15 protein-coding genes are annotated in these 15,107 nt (G+C 72.9%); 7 read left to right on the top strand and 8 right to left on the bottom strand.

Going from position 1 to position 15,107, the window contains the following annotated elements:
• Positions 1 to 15 precede the first annotated feature (15 nt).
• Entirely contained in the window at positions 16 to 471 is a 456-nt protein-coding gene (locus tag ACFQGU_RS09385; RefSeq protein WP_386765988.1) for a GyrI-like domain-containing protein, read from the bottom strand.
• A 206-nt stretch (positions 472 to 677) separates the two neighbouring features.
• Between ACFQGU_RS09385 and ACFQGU_RS09380 the strand changes: the two genes are divergently transcribed.
• Positions 678 to 1,541 (top strand): alpha/beta hydrolase family protein, encoded by an 864-nt coding sequence (locus ACFQGU_RS09380; RefSeq protein WP_386765986.1) that lies wholly within the window; start codon positions 678 to 680, stop codon positions 1,539 to 1,541.
• Positions 1,542 to 1,680: 139 nt separating this feature from the next.
• Here the strand turns inward: ACFQGU_RS09380 and ACFQGU_RS09375 are convergent, their stop codons facing one another.
• Both ACFQGU_RS09375 and ACFQGU_RS09370 read right to left on the bottom strand, forming a co-directional pair.
• Entirely contained in the window at positions 1,681 to 3,051 is a 1,371-nt protein-coding gene (locus ACFQGU_RS09375) for an FAD-binding oxidoreductase (protein WP_386765984.1), read from the bottom strand.
• Positions 3,052 to 3,193: 142 nt separating this feature from the next.
• A complete protein-coding gene (locus tag ACFQGU_RS09370; protein WP_386765982.1) occupies positions 3,194 to 3,727 on the bottom strand; it encodes a hypothetical protein in 534 nt (177 codons plus the stop codon).
• A 331-nt stretch (positions 3,728 to 4,058) separates the two neighbouring features.
• Here ACFQGU_RS09370 and ACFQGU_RS09365 point away from each other — a divergent pair, with 331 nt between their 5' ends.
• Positions 4,059 to 4,406 (top strand): rhodanese-like domain-containing protein, encoded by a 348-nt coding sequence (locus ACFQGU_RS09365; protein WP_386765980.1) that lies wholly within the window; start codon positions 4,059 to 4,061, stop codon positions 4,404 to 4,406.
• A gap of 29 nt (positions 4,407 to 4,435) precedes the next feature.
• On the opposite strand, the gene ACFQGU_RS09360 is transcribed toward ACFQGU_RS09365, so the two are convergent.
• The 4 genes from ACFQGU_RS09360 to ACFQGU_RS09345 form a co-directional block, all read right to left on the bottom strand.
• On the bottom strand, positions 4,436 to 7,078 hold the full coding sequence (locus tag ACFQGU_RS09360; protein ID WP_386765978.1) for a cation-translocating P-type ATPase: 2,643 nt from the start codon (positions 7,076 to 7,078) through the stop codon (positions 4,436 to 4,438).
• Between the two features lie 108 nt (positions 7,079 to 7,186).
• Entirely contained in the window at positions 7,187 to 7,627 is a 441-nt protein-coding gene (locus ACFQGU_RS09355; protein ID WP_386765976.1) for an Hsp20/alpha crystallin family protein, read from the bottom strand.
• Between the two features lie 103 nt (positions 7,628 to 7,730).
• Complete coding sequence (locus ACFQGU_RS09350) at positions 7,731 to 8,060, bottom strand: 2TM domain-containing protein (protein ID WP_386765974.1); 330 nt, start codon at positions 8,058 to 8,060, stop codon at positions 7,731 to 7,733.
• A gap of 153 nt (positions 8,061 to 8,213) precedes the next feature.
• On the bottom strand, positions 8,214 to 9,218 hold the full coding sequence (locus tag ACFQGU_RS09345; RefSeq protein WP_386765972.1) for an SPFH domain-containing protein: 1,005 nt from the start codon (positions 9,216 to 9,218) through the stop codon (positions 8,214 to 8,216).
• 221 nt (positions 9,219 to 9,439) lie between these two features.
• Here ACFQGU_RS09345 and ACFQGU_RS09340 point away from each other — a divergent pair, with 221 nt between their 5' ends.
• The 5 genes from ACFQGU_RS09340 (at position 9,440) to ACFQGU_RS09320 (ending at position 13,189) form a co-directional block, all read left to right on the top strand.
• Positions 9,440 to 10,348, top strand: a complete 909-nt coding sequence (locus ACFQGU_RS09340; protein ID WP_386765970.1) for an ABC transporter ATP-binding protein — start codon at positions 9,440 to 9,442, stop codon at positions 10,346 to 10,348.
• Positions 10,349 to 10,412: 64 nt separating this feature from the next.
• Positions 10,413 to 12,038 carry an ABC transporter permease gene (locus tag ACFQGU_RS09335; protein WP_386765968.1) on the top strand — a complete coding sequence of 542 codons (1,626 nt, stop codon included), beginning with the start codon at positions 10,413 to 10,415 and terminating at the stop codon, positions 12,036 to 12,038.
• A 25-nt stretch (positions 12,039 to 12,063) separates the two neighbouring features.
• Positions 12,064 to 12,345, top strand: a complete 282-nt coding sequence (locus ACFQGU_RS09330; RefSeq protein ID WP_386765966.1) for a hypothetical protein — start codon at positions 12,064 to 12,066, stop codon at positions 12,343 to 12,345.
• Positions 12,346 to 12,406: 61 nt separating this feature from the next.
• Positions 12,407 to 12,655 (top strand): SCO4226 family nickel-binding protein, encoded by a 249-nt coding sequence (locus ACFQGU_RS09325; RefSeq protein ID WP_386765965.1) that lies wholly within the window; start codon positions 12,407 to 12,409, stop codon positions 12,653 to 12,655.
• Positions 12,656 to 12,793: 138 nt separating this feature from the next.
• The gene (locus ACFQGU_RS09320) at positions 12,794 to 13,189 is read left to right on the top strand and encodes a VOC family protein (RefSeq protein ID WP_386765963.1); all 396 of its coding nucleotides are present in this window, start codon (positions 12,794 to 12,796) and stop codon (positions 13,187 to 13,189) included.
• Between the two features lie 11 nt (positions 13,190 to 13,200).
• Here ACFQGU_RS09320 and recQ read toward each other — a convergent pair whose 3' ends face one another.
• Positions 13,201 to 15,036, bottom strand: a complete 1,836-nt coding sequence (gene recQ, locus ACFQGU_RS09315; RefSeq protein ID WP_386765961.1) for a DNA helicase RecQ — start codon at positions 15,034 to 15,036, stop codon at positions 13,201 to 13,203.
• Positions 15,037 to 15,107 lie beyond the last annotated feature (71 nt).

The raw sequence follows: 15,107 nt of genomic DNA, 5'->3' as shown, positions 1-15,107 counted from the left end.
TCCGTTCCACGGCCGCTAGCTGGCCCGCCGAGCCGGGAAGCGCACGATCGTGCGCGGCTCGAGGACCGTCGGGTCGTCGACGTACGACTCCCAGGGTGCTGCGGCGATCTGCCAGTGGTGCTCGCCCATCCACTCGGCGACGGCCTGGTAGGCCGCCCCGATCCGTTGGTAGTCGCCGGTGTGCAGCGTCGTGGCGACCTCGCCTCCCGGCAGCGTGCAGGGCTCGACGTCGCCGACCGGGGTCGGGACCCCGTCGCACGGGAACCCCGCCTCGACCTCGAACACGTCGCCATCGACCTGGTAGCGGCCGAACGGCGGGCCGACCGGATGCAGGTGCTGGGTCGCCAGGGTGCGCAGGACGTCTCCGAACGCGCGCCCGAGGAACTCCGGGAGGTCGTCGACGTCCACCCGGCCGTGCACCACCGCAGCTGGCTGCTCCTCGACCCGTTCGACCGTGACCACGTACGACACCGGACTCGCCTCCTCGCGCTCACGGCGCGGAGGCCGACACCCCGACAGCGCCGCGTAACTACTCCCTTCCTAGCGCTCTCGCGCGGCTGAGTCGCGCCCAGACGCCGCCGCCCGGGCGCTGGTGACGCGGTGCGTCCGGACGACCTCGCTGGGTCGCCGCGGCGGCGCGCCTGCGACCTCCGGCGGTCCTGCGCGAGGATGCGGGCATGGGGATGCGCACGCGCTGGATCGCCGGGGCCGCGCTCGCGCTGCTGCTGACCGGTTGCAGCCAGTCGTCGACCGGGCCGCTCGAGACGACGCCACCGCCGCCGAGCCCGTCGCCGTCGACGTTCGACCCTTCGCTCACCACCACGCTCTACTCCCCCGTCGCCGTCCCCGCGCGACCGACGGTGCCGCTCATCGTGCTGGTGCCGGGTGGCGGCTGGCAGAGCCACGACAGCACCGGGTTCATGCCGCTCGCGACGGGCCTGTCCGACGCCGGCTACCTCGTCGCGACCACGGAGTACCGCGCGGGCAACGAGGGCATCGGCTTCCCGGCGTCGCTGCAGGACGTCCTCTGCTCCACGGCGTACGCCGCAGCGCTCGCCTCGAGGTCCGAGCCCAAGCCGGGGCCGGTCGTGCTCGTCGGCCACTCGGCCGGCGGGCATCTCGCGGCGCTCGCGGCCGTGTCGGGTACGACGCTCGCCCGCCCGTGCGCCGACCCGATCCCGGAGATCGCCGGCGTGGTGGGGCTCGCGGGGATCTACGACACCCAGACGTTCCAGCCGATGATGGCCGACTGGTTCGGCACGCCGCGCGCCGACGACGTGGCGCTCTGGGAGTCGGGCGACCCGATCCACTACGTGCAGACCGGTGCCGCGCCGTCGACGGTGCAGGTGCTGCTGATCCACGGCGACGGCGACGACGTCGTGCCGCTGTCGCAGTCGCGGTCGTTCGCCAGCGCGCTGGAGGATGCCGGCATCCCGGTCGAGCTCGACGTGCTCGCGGGCGAGGACCACATGAGCGTGATCGCCGTCGGCGTCGTCCAGGAGCCCATCGAGACCTGGCTCGACACCTGGGCCACGCCCTAGCGATCCCGCCGCCGCGTTACCCGGGTAGCCAGCGTGCGCTCTGCGACGGATTCACCACTCACCTACCGCGTCCTCGGCTTACCCGGGTAGCCAGCGTGCGCTCTGCGACGGAATCGCCACCCGGCTAGGGCGCCGACCGTCAGATGCCCGCGCCGGGGTTGAGGATGCCCTGGGGGTCGAGCGCGTCCTTGATGCGCCGGTTGAGCGCGTGCACGTCGGCGCCGAGGTAGTCGCGCAGCCACGGCTGCTTCATCCGCCCCACGCCGTGCTCGCCCGTGATCGTGCCGTCGAGCGAGATCGCGAGCCGCATGATCGCGTCGTACGCCGTCTGCGCCCGAGCAGTGGCAGCGGCGTCCGCGGGGTCGAACACCACGAGCGGGTGCGTGTTGCCGTCACCGGCGTGCGCCACCACCGCGACCAGCACCTCGTGGTCGGCACTGATCGCCTCGATCCCGCGCACGAGCTCGCCCAGCCGCGGCAGCGGCACGCCGACGTCCTCGAGCAGCAGCGCGCCCTTCAGCTCGAGAGCCGGGATCGCCGAGCGGCGGGCGACCACGAACTGCTCGCCCTCGTCCGGGTCGTCGGTCGAGAACCACTCGGTCGCGCCGTGGGCGTCGCACAGCGCACCGACCTCGGCGATCTCCGCAGCGGCGTATGACGCCGGCTCGTCCGACTGCACCACGAGCAGCGCCTCGGCCGACCGGTCGAGGCCCATCCGCGTCATGTCCTCGACCGCGTTGATCGACGCGCGGTCCATGAACTCCAGCATCGACGGCCGCATCCGGCTCGAGATCGCGAGCACCGCGGCGGTCGCGTCGTCGAGCGAGGCGAACGTCGCCACCAGGGTCGACGGCGTGCGCTGCGCCGGCACCAGCCGCAGCACGATGCGCGTGACGATCCCGAGCGTGCCCTCGCTCCCGACGAACAGCTTCGTCAGCGGCAGGCCGGCCACGTCCTTGAGCCGCGGCCCGCCGAGCTCCACCGCCGTACCGTCCGCGAGCACCACGGTGAGGCCGAGCACGTAGTCGGTGGTCACGCCGTACTTCACGCAGCACAGGCCGCCGGCGTTCGTCGCGATGTTGCCGCCGATGGAGCAGATCTCGTACGACGACGGGTCCGGCGGATACCAGAGCCCGTGCCGTGCGGCCTCGGCCTTGAGCTCGGCGTTCAGCAGCCCGGGCTCGACGTACGCGATGCGCGTGAGCGGGTCGATCTCCACCGCCCGCATCCGCTCGGTCGAGATCACGAGGCACCCGTCGATGGCGCTCGCACCACCCGAGAGGCCGGTGCCGGCACCACGCGGTACGACGGCCACGCCGTGCTTCGCCGCCCACCGCACCGCGGTCTGCACGTGCTCGGTCGACTCCGCTCGAACGACAGCCAGCGGCACACCGGCCCGCGGGTCGTTCGCGCGGTCCCAGCGGTACTTGTCGGTGCGCTCGGCGTCGGTGACGACGACGTCGCCGGGCAGGGCGGCCGACAACTCGGCCAGGCGTTGATCGACGGACACGGAGACCTCTTCCGGACGGATGCCGGAACGGTACCGGGCCGCCGTGCCGCCATCGCCGCACGCCCGTCCCGCCACTCACGTGTCACCGCGTCCTTGGTGCCCGGTCGCCGAGCGCGACCGGGCACCAGGGACGGTCGAGGCACTACGACAGGGTCAGCCAGACCATCTGGGTGATCTGCGGGGTGCCGTCCACGACGTGGACGTAGAAGACGGATGTTCCCGTCTCATCCGCGCCGATGTTCGAGATGGTGACGTGCATGGGGACCGAGACGGCGGTGATCTTCGTGAAGTCGTCGCTCGAGACCGTCATCGGGCCGAGCTGGGTCATCACGAAGGTCGGCACCGTGCTCTTCACGAAGTCGATGTACTCCTGCCCCTTGAGCGGCCCGGCCGCGACCTCGCCGTTCGCGTAGGCCGTCCACAGCATGTCGCTGGTCATCGTCGCGTCGAGCGCGGCGAGATCCGCGGCGTTGGTGGCGTCGATGTGGTCCTGGACGACGGCGACGGCTGCCTGCTCCTGCGCCGTCATCGCGTACGTCGAGTACCCCCACACGCCCAGACCGATCAGGGCGGCGAGCGCGACGACCAGGCCGCCGGCCAGCCACCAGACGAGCGCCGACCGCTGACGCGGAGGCGCCTCGTGAACGGTGATCTCCTCGTGCCGCATGTCTGTCACGGCACTCACCTCCACGGCCGACTCGAACGGCACGGGGTGCGCCGCCCCGGCGGCCATCTCCAGTCTACGCAGCGCTCGGACCGATGCCCTCCGAGCGGACCCCGGCCGCGCACCGCGATCACGAACCACCCGGGAGGGCCACTCCCCCCGTGCCATCGCGGGCGACCTGCCGCCGGTCGAGGAGGCGCCGAGGACGATTCCGGCGCCTTCGCCTGGCGACATCGGGCGCCACGCGCCTACGGTGTGAGTGCGGCCGGGCGTCGAGTGTGAGCCGTGCAATGACGTCGCGCCGAACCCGCGCCGCACCTGGTCCCCACGCGGGAGGTGCGCGATGGCACACGACGATCGGATGCCCTCGATCGAGCCCGACGATGCGATGCGGCTGATCGCCGGAGACGGGATGCTGATCGACGTCCGCGACGCCCGCGAGTGGTCGCACGGCCACTCGCCCCACTCCGTCCACGTGCCCATGGACGAGCTCGGGCCGGCGATCGCCGTGATGCCGCGGCAGCGGCCGGTCATCGTCGCCAGCCGCTCCGGGCGTCGCGCGGAGCAGGCCGTGGTGCACCTGCGGGCGGCGGGCGTCGACGCACGCGTGCTGCACGGTGGGCTGCGTGCGTGGCAGGCGGCCGGGGGCGAGCTCGCCTCCGACACCGGCGCCCCGCCCCGGGTCGACTGACCGGAGCGCCGGGCGGCCGTCCAGCCGGATCAGGGCTGCTGCTGATGAGTCGGGCCACGGCGACGTACCTGGACCCAGCCGGTGACCCGGCTGGCGAGCCAGCCGATCACCGCGGTCGACACCGCCAGCGCGGCATCGGCGGGCGGCAGGGGGACGGTGCCGAGGATGTCGGCCAGCACCGGCAGGTAGACGCCCGCGAGCGCGAGCACCGCCGATAGCGCGACCGTCACGGGCAGCATCAGGTTGCTCGTCGTGAGCTGGCGCGGACGCAGGCCGACCGCGACGCCGAGCTGCAGGCTCACCAGGGCGAGGAACACCATGCTCTGCCACTCGCGGCCGGTGCCCTCCGCCCAGAGCCCGAGGCCGAGCGTGACCGTGCCGATCACCACCGCGATCTCGAGGACGCGCTGCCACAGCCCGTCGCCGAGCACGCTCTGCTCCGGGGGCCGCGGACCTCGCCGCATGGTCCCCGGCGCTGCGGGTTCGCTGCCGAGGGCGACGCCGGTCGAGCCGTGAGTCAGGAGGTTGATCCAGAGGATCTGCGCCGCGAGCAGCGGCACCGTCAGGCCGCAGAACGGGCCGAGGAGCATGACGAGGATCTCGGCGGCGCCGCCCGCGAGGCCGAAGACGAGGAAGAGGCGGATGTTGTCGTAGACCCGCCGTCCCTCGTGAACCGCCGTCACCACCGTGCCGAGCTCGTCGTCGGCGAGCACGAGGTCCGAGGCCTGCCGCGCTACCTCGGTGCCGCGGTGGCCCATCGCGACGCCGATGTCCGCGCGCCGCAGGGCAGGGCCGTCGTTGACGCCGTCCCCCGTCATCGCGACCACGGCGCCGCGATCCTTCCACGCCTGGACGATGTCGAGCTTCTGCTCCGGCGACGTCCGGGCGAAGACGCGCGGCACGGTCAGGTCGGGCACCTCGCCGGCGAGGATCTGCGGACCGGTCACGACGACGAGGCCGCCCGAATCGGCGCCTGCGTCGAGCACTCCGACGTCGAGGGCGACGGCGTTGGCGGTCTCCCTGTGGTCCCCGGTGATGAGGACGGGCGTGATGCCTGCGGCGCGGCACGCCTCGAGCGTCGCCCTGGCTGCCGGCTTCGCCGGGTCGTTCATGGCCACGAGGCCGAGGAGCCGTTGCTCGGCGTGCTCCCACCGGCCGTCGTGGCAGGTCCCCGCGGCGAGCGCGAGCACCCGGAAGCCCGACGCCGAGAGCTCGGCCGCGGCGGTGAGCGCCTCGTGCCACACGACCGGGTGCGCCCCGGGGCCGTGCACGGCGTGCAGGGCCTCCACGGACCCCTTGGTGACCACGAGGAGCTGCTCGGGGTGGTCGGGATCGAGCGCGTGCACCGTCGACATCCGCTGGCGCGCGCTGTCGAACGGCACCTCGGCAACCCGGGGGTGCAGGCGCTCGAGGGACTCGCGGGTGAGCCCGGCCTTGCCGGCGGCCGCGAGCAGCGCGCACTCGGTCGGATCGCCGAGCCCGGACCACGTGCCGTCCGGACCGTCGGGCGGGACGAGCGTGGCGTCGTTGCAGAGCACGGCGGCCCGCAGCAGCTCGACGACGTCCGCTGCACCGGACGTCGCCAGCCGCGCGCCGGCCTCGACGAGCTCGCCCTCGGGCTCATAGCCGTTGCCGGAGACCCCGACTCGGCGGTGCGGGGTCCAGATCTCCTCGACGAGCATCTGGGCCTGCGTCAGCGTCCCCGTCTTGTCGGTGGCGAGGACGCTCACCGACCCGAGCGTCTCGACGGCGGAGAGCCTGCGCACGATCGCGTTCGACTCGGCCATGCGGCGGGCACCGAGCGCCAGCGCCACGGTGACCACGGCGGGCAGCGACTCCGGCACCGCGGCGACGGCGAGGCTGACGGCGGTCAGCAGCATGACCTCCAGCGGCTCGCCGCGGGCGAGCCCGAGCAGCATCACGACCAGGCTCAGCGCCACCACCACCAGCGCGAGCACGCGACCGAGCGAGGCCAGCCGGATCTGCAGCGGCGTGGCGTGGGCGCTCGTGTCCATGAGCGCGGCGATCCGCCCCAGCGCGCTGGAGGCACCGGTGGCGGTGACGGCGGCGACCGCACGACCCTTCACGACGACGGTGCCCGACGACAGCTCCTCGCCCGGGTGCTCGCCGTGCGGCGCACGCTTGCCGACCGCGACCGACTCCCCCGTGAGGCTCGACTCGTCGACCAGGAGCGACGACGCCTCGAGCAGCAGGGCGTCGGCCGGCACGATGTCGCCCTCGCCCAGGAGCACCACGTCGCCGCAGACGAGCTCGGGCGACGGCACCGACGTCTCTGATCCGTCCCGGCGAACGCGGACCGACGGCGACGTGAGCGCCGCCAGCGCCGTGACTGCTTTGTCGGCCTTGATCTCCTGCCACACGCCGATGACGGTGTTGGCCACCACGACGAGCGCGATGACGGCGGCGTCGGTCAGGTCGCCGGTGACGATCGTGAGGAGGCAGGCCGCCAGCAGCACGACGATCAGCGGGTCGCGCAGCTGCTGCCCGACCCCGGCCCAGACGGTGACGCGGCCCCGCTGCTCGATCTCGTTGCGGCCGGCCTCCTCGAGGCGGCGAGCCGCTTCGAGCGACGTCAGCCCGGCGGGGTCGACGTCCACGGGGAGGATCGCGACGGCCGGCAGGCCGTCGCTCGGTGGGTGGGAGCCGCCCACGTGGTCCGCACCTCCCCGGTGCCCGTCGTGCCTGCTCACCGGGGTCAACGCCTGCCCCGGCGCGAGGGGTCGGGGCCGGACGTGGTGCCGGCCCCGACCTCGTGGGCGCTAGACGCGCGTCACCGGGACCTTCCCGGGTGTCGGCGGCTCACTGGCCACCGGCACGCGGACCTCGAGGATCCCGTCGTGGTACGTCGCCGTCACGTCGTCCTCGCGCACGCCCGCCGGCATCCGGACGACCCTGCGGTAGGACCCGTAGGAGAACTCCGACCGGTAGCCGGGCTTCCCCTCCTCGCCCTCGGTCTTCTCCTGGGTGCGCTCGGCCGCGATGGTCATGAAGCCGTCGGCCACCGTGATCTCGACGTCCTTGGCCGGGTCGATGCCAGGGAGCTCGGCGCGCACGACGAGCGTGTCGCCGTCCATGAACTCCTCGATCCGCATCGACGCCATGTCGCGGACGGGGAACTCCAGCGCCAGCGAGCTGAACGGCCAGGTCGACCACAGCACGTCCTGGAACGTCGGACGCTCGTACTTCTCGATCGTCGTCATCGTGCTACCTCCTCACGAAGGGCCAGGTGTCTGCCGCCGGTGCGGAACGAGGACCGGCGGTGCCGACGAGGGCCCGGCTCGACGGCGCGGACGGGGCCTGCCCTCAGCCACCGCTCGAGCGGCGCATCTCCGCCTCGATGTCCGCCTCGGTGATCGGACGCCTCAGGTAGACCTCCCAGAAGTTGAGCACCAGGCCGATCCCCCAGCCGGCCATGACCCATCCCGGCCAGAAGGACCCGGCCCCGTTCCAGTACCAGATGCCCACGAGGAAGGCGTTGACCACGACGTACGTCGCCAGGTGGCCGCTGAACTTGCGCTTCTCCTCGAGCCTGCGTCGCGCGGCGACGCGTGCGCGGGTCTCGGCCGTCGGCCGGTCGAGCGCCGGTGCCTCGTATCCACGGATCTGGGGTTCGTGCTGCATCTCGTTGGACATGGCCCCTCCCGAGTACCACGGCTGCGGTGGTAGGAGCTTCGGCCCGCCCGAGGCGCCCCGGACCTGCCCGGAGCGCGGGAGCGGGAGCCCGCTCGCCGCTCCCATCCTGCTCCCGTCGGGGCTCCCGAGGCATCTCGGCGCCGACCGGGTCCGTCAGGCCATCGACGTCCCGGCGCTCAGGACGGGGGTCACCTGGCTCTCACCGCAGAGGACGACCATCAGGTTGCCGACCATCGAGGCCCGGTGCTCCGCGTCGAGGTCCACGACGCCCCTGTCGGCGAGGTCGGCGAGGGCCATCTCCACCATGCTCACCGCCCCCGTGACGATCTTGCGCCGGGCCGCGATCACGGCCTCGGCCTGCTGGCGGCGCAGCATGGCCTGGGCGATCTCGGGCGCGTAGGCGAGGTGCGTGAGGCGCGCCTGGTCGACCTGCACGCCGGCGGGCGCGAGCCGCTCCTGCAGCTCCACCCGCAGGGCGTCGGAGACCTCGTCGACGTTGCCCCGGAGGGTCACCTCGTCCTCCCCGTCACCGCTCGACTCCCCCGTGTCGTACGGGTAGCGGGTGGCGAGGTGCCGTACCGACGTCTCGCTCTGCGTCGCCACGTAGGTGTCGACGTCGTCGACGTCGAAGACGGCCTTGGCCGTGTCCTGCACCCGCCAGACGACGACCGCCGCGATCTCGACGGGGTTGCCGCGGCGGTCGTTCACCTTGAGCCGGTCGCCGTTGAGGGTGCGCGCGCGCAGCGAGACCTTGTAGCGCCGCGGCGGGCTCGGCAGCTGCGCCGCCTCGGTGTCACCCTTGCCCTTGCGCAGCGGTGCCGCCGACGCAGCCTGCTTGCCGCTGGAACCGTTGGCGTAGAACGGGTTGCCCCACGCGAACCCGGGAGCTCGCACGGTGCCCCGGTAGCTGCCGAACAGGATCAGGACACGTGCCTCGTTGGGCTGGAGCGTGTAGAAGCCCACGGTCGTGACGATCGCCAGCAGGAGGCAGGCAAGGCCGGCGACGAACATCGGCCAGACCGGTGCGCCGCCCTCGGCCGTGACGTCCCCGGCCACGAACGACCACCACACCAGCAGGGGCGTGGCGACGTAGAGCACGACGGCGACCGGCAGCACCACCCAGCCGCTGATCGGTGTGACCTGGCGTTCCTCGGTCATGACCTGCACCTCCGGCCTCGGCACGGGCAGGCATCGCGCCCGGAGGCCCGGGGCAGCCGCCGCGTGCGGCGACGAGCGGAGAGGGCGGCGTGCGGCACGGGGGCACGCAGGCGCGGTCCGCTCATCTGCCATCGTGCTCCGGCGCAGCGCCCGATGCAGCGCGAGCCCCGAGGGCTGCCTCCAGCACGCGTGCGGTCCATCGACGGTCGTAACCTGGGCAGGTGAGCGACGTCATCGTCGTGCGATCGCTCCGACGGGACTACGGACCCGTGCGGGCGGTGGCCGATGTGAGCTTCTCCGTCGCCGAGGGCGAGGTGTTCGCACTCCTCGGGCCCAACGGCGCCGGCAAGTCGACCACGGTCGAGATCCTCGAAGGTCACCGCGAGCGCACGGCCGGCTCCGTCGAGGTGCTCGGCTACGACCCGGCGACCGGTGGACGTGCGTTCCGGGAGCGGATCGGCGTCGTGCTGCAGGAGGCCGGCTTCGACGAGGAGTTCCGCGTCGCCGAGCTCGTCGAGATGTACGCCGGTCTCTACCCCCGCCGCCTGGACGTCGAGGAGCTGATCGGGCTCGTGGGGCTGACCGAACGCAGGGATGCGCGGACCAAGACGCTCTCGGGCGGCGAGAAGCGCCGCCTCGACCTCGCGCTGGGCCTGGTCGGCAGCCCCGACCTGCTGTTCCTCGACGAGCCGACCACGGGGTTCGACCCCGCCGCCCGGCACCGCGCCTGGGACCTCATCGCCTCGCTCCGCGACCTCGGGACGACGATCCTGCTCACCACGCACTACATGGAGGAGGCCGAGAGGCTGGCCGATCGCGTGGTGGTGCTGGTGGCGGGCACCGTCGTCGCGGAGGGGTCGCCGGCCGATCTCGCCGGCGCGGACCGCAGCGCCGTCCTGTCGTTCCGGCTGCCGGAGGGTATGGGCCCGGACGACCTGCCCACCCTCAGCGGTCGACCCGAGGTGACGGCCTCGCAGGTCACCGTCGCGACCTCGCGGCCCACCGGCGACATGGCCGCCCTCGGTGCCTGGGCCACGGGGCTCGACCTCGAGCTGGCCGACCTCACGCTGTCCCAGCCGACCCTCGAGGACGTCTACCTGCGGCTCACGGGCGGCGAGGGCGGTGACTGACACCGCGCGGACGACGCTTCGGCCGGCGACCTCCGGCGCCGGCGGGGAACCGACGACGTGGAGCATGCTCCGCAGCCAGTTCCGATACGCCACCAGGAGCTTCTGGCGCACGCCGGTCGCCGCGTTCTTCACGCTCGTGTTCCCGGTGTCGTTCGTCGTGGTGGTCTGCGCCATCGCCGGAAACGCCACGATCAGCGACAGGTCCGGCGTGCGCTTCGCGCAGTTCCTCGTCCCGGTGTTCGCCGTGTTCGGCGCCTGCATGGCTGCCTTCGTCTCGCTGGCGCTCGGCGTCGCCTACGCACGCGAGGCCGGTGTCCTCAAGCGGCTGCGCTCGACCCCGCTCCCTCCCTGGGTGCACCTCGCCGGCCGCGTGGCCTCGGCGGTGTACGTGTCGCTGCTCGCCTTCGCCGTCGTCACCGTGGTGGGAGTCGTGGCGTACGACGTGGACATCGTCTGGCGCACGCTGCCGGCCGTCGTGCTGACCTTCGTGGTCGGTGTGGCGTGCTTCGCCGCGCTGGGTCTCGCGCTCGTGTCGATCGCGCCGACCCCTGCCGCGACCCAGGCGCTGGCCAACGGCTGCCTGATCCTGCTGGCGTTCATCTCCGACGTGTTCGTGGTGCAGCTGCCGCAGTGGCTCGCCCAGGTCGGCTGGTTCTTCCCGCTCAAGCACTTCGTGAACGCGGTGGCGGACGGCTTCAACCCGTTCCTGGCCGACAACGGCCCTGCGTGGGGCCACCTCGCGGTCATGCTCGCGTGGGGCACGGCCGGTGCGCTCGTGGCGCTCCGGTTCTTCACCTGGGAGCCGCACCCGTCCCGGGAGCACCGGTCCCGCCGCGGCGCGATCAGCACGGGCGCCGTCCCCACGCGCTCCGCGCCCGCCCCCGTCCCCGTCCCCGTGACGCTCGGGCCCGCTACCGACGTCGGCGCGCCGTCGTGGTGGCGTCTCGCCTGGGGGCAGACGCGGTTCACCGCGGTGAAGCTGCTGCGCGACCCGCTGGCGGTCTTCTTCGCCATCGTCTTCCCGGTCCTGCTGCTGGTCTTCTTCTCCGCGGTCTACGGGCGCGAGGCCACCTGGGGCGGGCTGCCGCTGCCGCAGTACCTCGCCCCCGCGCTCGCCGTGTACGGCGTCGCCGTGATGGCCTATGTCTCCCTGCCCTCGACGCTTGCCGACGACCGATCCCGACTCGTGCTCAAGCGACTTCGCGGCACCCCGCTCCCGTCCAGCGCGTACCTCGCGGGTCGCATCGGCGCGGCGGCGCTCCTCGGTGCGGCGACCGTCGTGGCGGTCTTCGCCGTCGGCGCGGTCCTCTTCGGCGTTCGGGTGGGTCCGGCTGCGGTGGTGGTGACCGCGTTCGCGTTCGCGGCGGTCATCGCCTGCCTCACCGCCCTGGGCCTCCTGCTGGCCAGCCTCATCGAGTCGCCGGAGAGCGTGACGGCCGTCGCCCTCGTGACGCTGCTCCCGCTGTCGATGGTCTCGGACATCTTCGTGAACTCGCCGGGCCTGCCCACGGTCATGTCGGCGATCGGCTGGACGTTCCCGCTGCGGCACATGGCGGCTCTCACCGTGGCGGCCAGCTCCGGGCAGGGGCTCGGCACGGCGTGGTGGGGGCACCTGGGCGTCATCGCGCTGTGGGGCCTCGCGGCCGCGGCGGTCGCGTGGCGCACCTTCCGGTGGGAGCCGCGGTCCTGACCCCCGACCCGTCTCCCTCGTCGGAGTGCTCGGCCCCGAGGTCGCGCAGGTGCTCGCCGACCTGCACGTGAAGAACGGCGTCGACGTGCGCACGTCCGACCCCGACAGCTATGCCGGGGGCGACGTCGAGAAGCCGGAGCTCCTCGCCTTCTGGACCGCGCAGGGCGTGGTGCTCGCCGGCATGAACGTCAACGTGCGGGACGTGGCCGACGACATCGAGGCGCTCATGGGCAGCCGCAAGCCGACCGGCACCGACCGGCTCGCCGACGCCGCTGCCCCCCTGAGGCCCCTGCTGGAGAAGGCTTGACGGGTCGGGCCTGCCAGAGGACCGTCAGGGCGCGGAGGGGGCAGTCCACCAGGAGGCCGCGATGCCGAAGTTCATGGACGTCCACACCGGGATGCACGGGATCACGCCGGAGGGCCTGCTCGAGGCGCACAACGCCGACCTCGCGATCCAGAGCGAGGAGGGTGTGAGCTTCGAGCACGCCTGGGCCGACCCCGAGTCGGGCATGGTCTGGTGCATCTCCGAGGCGCCGGACGCCGCGGCGGTGCAGCGCATCCACGAGCGCGCCGGCCACCGCGCCGACCAGGTCTTCCCCGTCCCCGTCGAGGCCTGACCCGCGGCACCACCGAGGGCCCGCACCGGCTCGCCGGAGGCGTGACCGGTGCGGGGCTGTCGCGCGCTCGCGACCGAGGGGCGACAGCGCCTGTCCGAGTGCGAGGATCGGGGCGTCGGACGGCACCGAGGAGGGGCCATGTCGAGAGTCGTTCACTTCGAGATCCACGCCGACGACGTCGAGCGCGCAAAGGCGTTCTACGCCGCCGCCTTCGGGTGGGAGTTCCAGGACTACGGGCGGTTCGCCGGCACGCCGTACTGGGGCGTCATCACCGGTCCGGAGGGCGAGCCCGGCATCGACGGGGGCCTGCTCCAGCGGCCCGCCACGGCCCCCGGGGAGGGGCAGGGTGCCAACGCGTTCGTCTGCACGATGGGCGTCGAGGACTACGACGACACCGAGACACGCATCCTCGCGGCAGGCGGCCGGGTCGCGATGCCGAAGACGGCGCTCACCGGCATGGCCTGGCAGGGGTACTACCTCGACACCGAGGGCAACACGTTCGGCATCCACCAGGACGACCCCGAGGCCCGCTGATAACCGTCGGGTCAGGCCGTGTCGGCGAGCAGCGCGAGGAACTGGGCGCCGTACTTCTCGGCCTTCACCGGGCCGATGCCGTTGACCTCGAGCAGATCGGCGGTCGACGCCGGCCGCGCCGCCACGAGCTCCCACAGGGTGCGGTCCGGGAGCACGACGTACGCCGGCACTCCGTCGGCGTCGGCAAGCTCGCGCCGCAGCGTCCGCAGCCGCTCGAAGAGCTCGCTGTCGGCAGGTGATGCGGCCGAAGCGGCTGCGCCAGAAGCGGTACGCGGCTTCTTCACGCGCGCAACCGGGGCCTGGACGCGCCGCAGCTGCACGGCGGCACCGCCCTCGAGCACGGGCCGCGCGGCCTCGGTGACGACCAGCGCCCCCATCCGGGCGGGGTCGGGCGAGAGCATGCCTCGGGCGACGAGCTGGCGTACGACGCTGCGCCACTCGCGGTCGCTCACATCCGCGCCGACGCCGAACGTCGGCAGCTGGTCGTGGTCCCACTGCTCGACCTTGGGCGTGCGCTTGCCGAGCAGGACGTCGATCAGGTGCCCGGCGCCGAAGCGCTGACCGGTGCGGATCGCGGCCGACAGCACCTTCTGAGCGGGCACGGTCGCATCCCAGAGCTCGGGCGGGTTGAGGCACGTGTCGCAGTTGCCGCAGTCGCCCGACTGCTCATCGAAGTACGCCAGCAGGATCCGACGGCGGCAGGTGGAGGCCTCGGCGTACCCGAGCATGGCGTCGAGCTTCATCTGGTCGACGCGCCGGTGCTCGGGCGATCCGCCGCTGCCGTTGATGAACGAGCGCTGCTGGACGACGTCGGCGAGGCCGTACGCCATCCACGCGATCGCGGGCTCGCCGTCGCGGCCGGCCCGACCCGTCTCCTGGTAGTAGCCCTCGAGGCTCTTGGGCAGGTCGACGTGCGCGACGAAGCGGACGTCGGGCTTGTCGATGCCCATGCCGAAGGCGATCGTCGCGACGACCACCACGCCGTCCTCGCGGCGGAATCGCTGCTGGGCGGCCGAGCGATCGTCGTTCGCCATGCCCGCGTGGTACGGGATCGCGTCGTACCCCGCCTCGCGAAGCCACGCCGCGATCTCCTCGGTGCGCTTGCGCGACTGGCAGTAGACGATGCCCGCCTCGCCGCGCAGGCTGTCGCCGTCGTCGCCGGACTCCAGGAAGCGCAGCAGCTGCGCGCGGGTCTCGTTCTTCTCCTCGACGACGTACCGGATGTTGGGGCGGTCGAAGCTCGACACGAACTCCGTCGCGCCCACGAGGCCGAGCCGCTCGAAGATCTCGGTGCGCGTGATCGGGTCGGCCGTCGCGGTGAGCGCGATGCGCGGCACGCCCGGGAAGTGCGCGGTGATCTCGGCGAGCCGGAGGTACTCCGGCCGGAAGTCGTGCCCCCACTGCGATACGCAGTGCGCCTCGTCGATCGCGAACAGCGCGATGCCGGCATCATCGGCGACCTGTTGGAGCACCGACAGGAACGACGGCAGCAGCAGGCGCTCGGGGGCGACGTAGAGCAGGTCGAGCTCGCCGCTCTGCACGGCGCGGCGGGTGGCCGCGGTCTCCTCGGCGGACGACGTGGAGTTCCAGTACGCCGCCCGCACGCCGAGCAGCCGCAACGCCTCGACCTGGTCGTGCATGAGCGCGATCAGCGGCGACACCACGATGCCGACGCCCGGTCGCAGCAGCGCCGGCAGCTGGTAGCACAGCGACTTGCCGCCGCCGGTCGGCATGAGGACGACGGAGTCCTCGCCCGCCACGGTGCGCTCGACGATCGCCGCCTGCGCGCCCCGGAACGAGGTGAACCCGAACACCTCATGCAGCACGACGGAGGTGTCACGAGTCACGCGACGACCCTAACCGCCGCCGCGGACGCTGACCGCCGCCGCTCCCAGCCCCGGACACCCCTTACCCGGGT

The sequence above is a fragment of the Longivirga aurantiaca genome (assembly GCF_042660085.1).
GTDB lineage: Bacteria > Actinomycetota > Actinomycetes > S36-B12 > CAIYMF01 > Longivirga > Longivirga aurantiaca.
The sequence above is the reverse complement of the archived record's forward strand: the minus strand, read 5'-3'. Positions and strand labels throughout refer to the sequence as shown.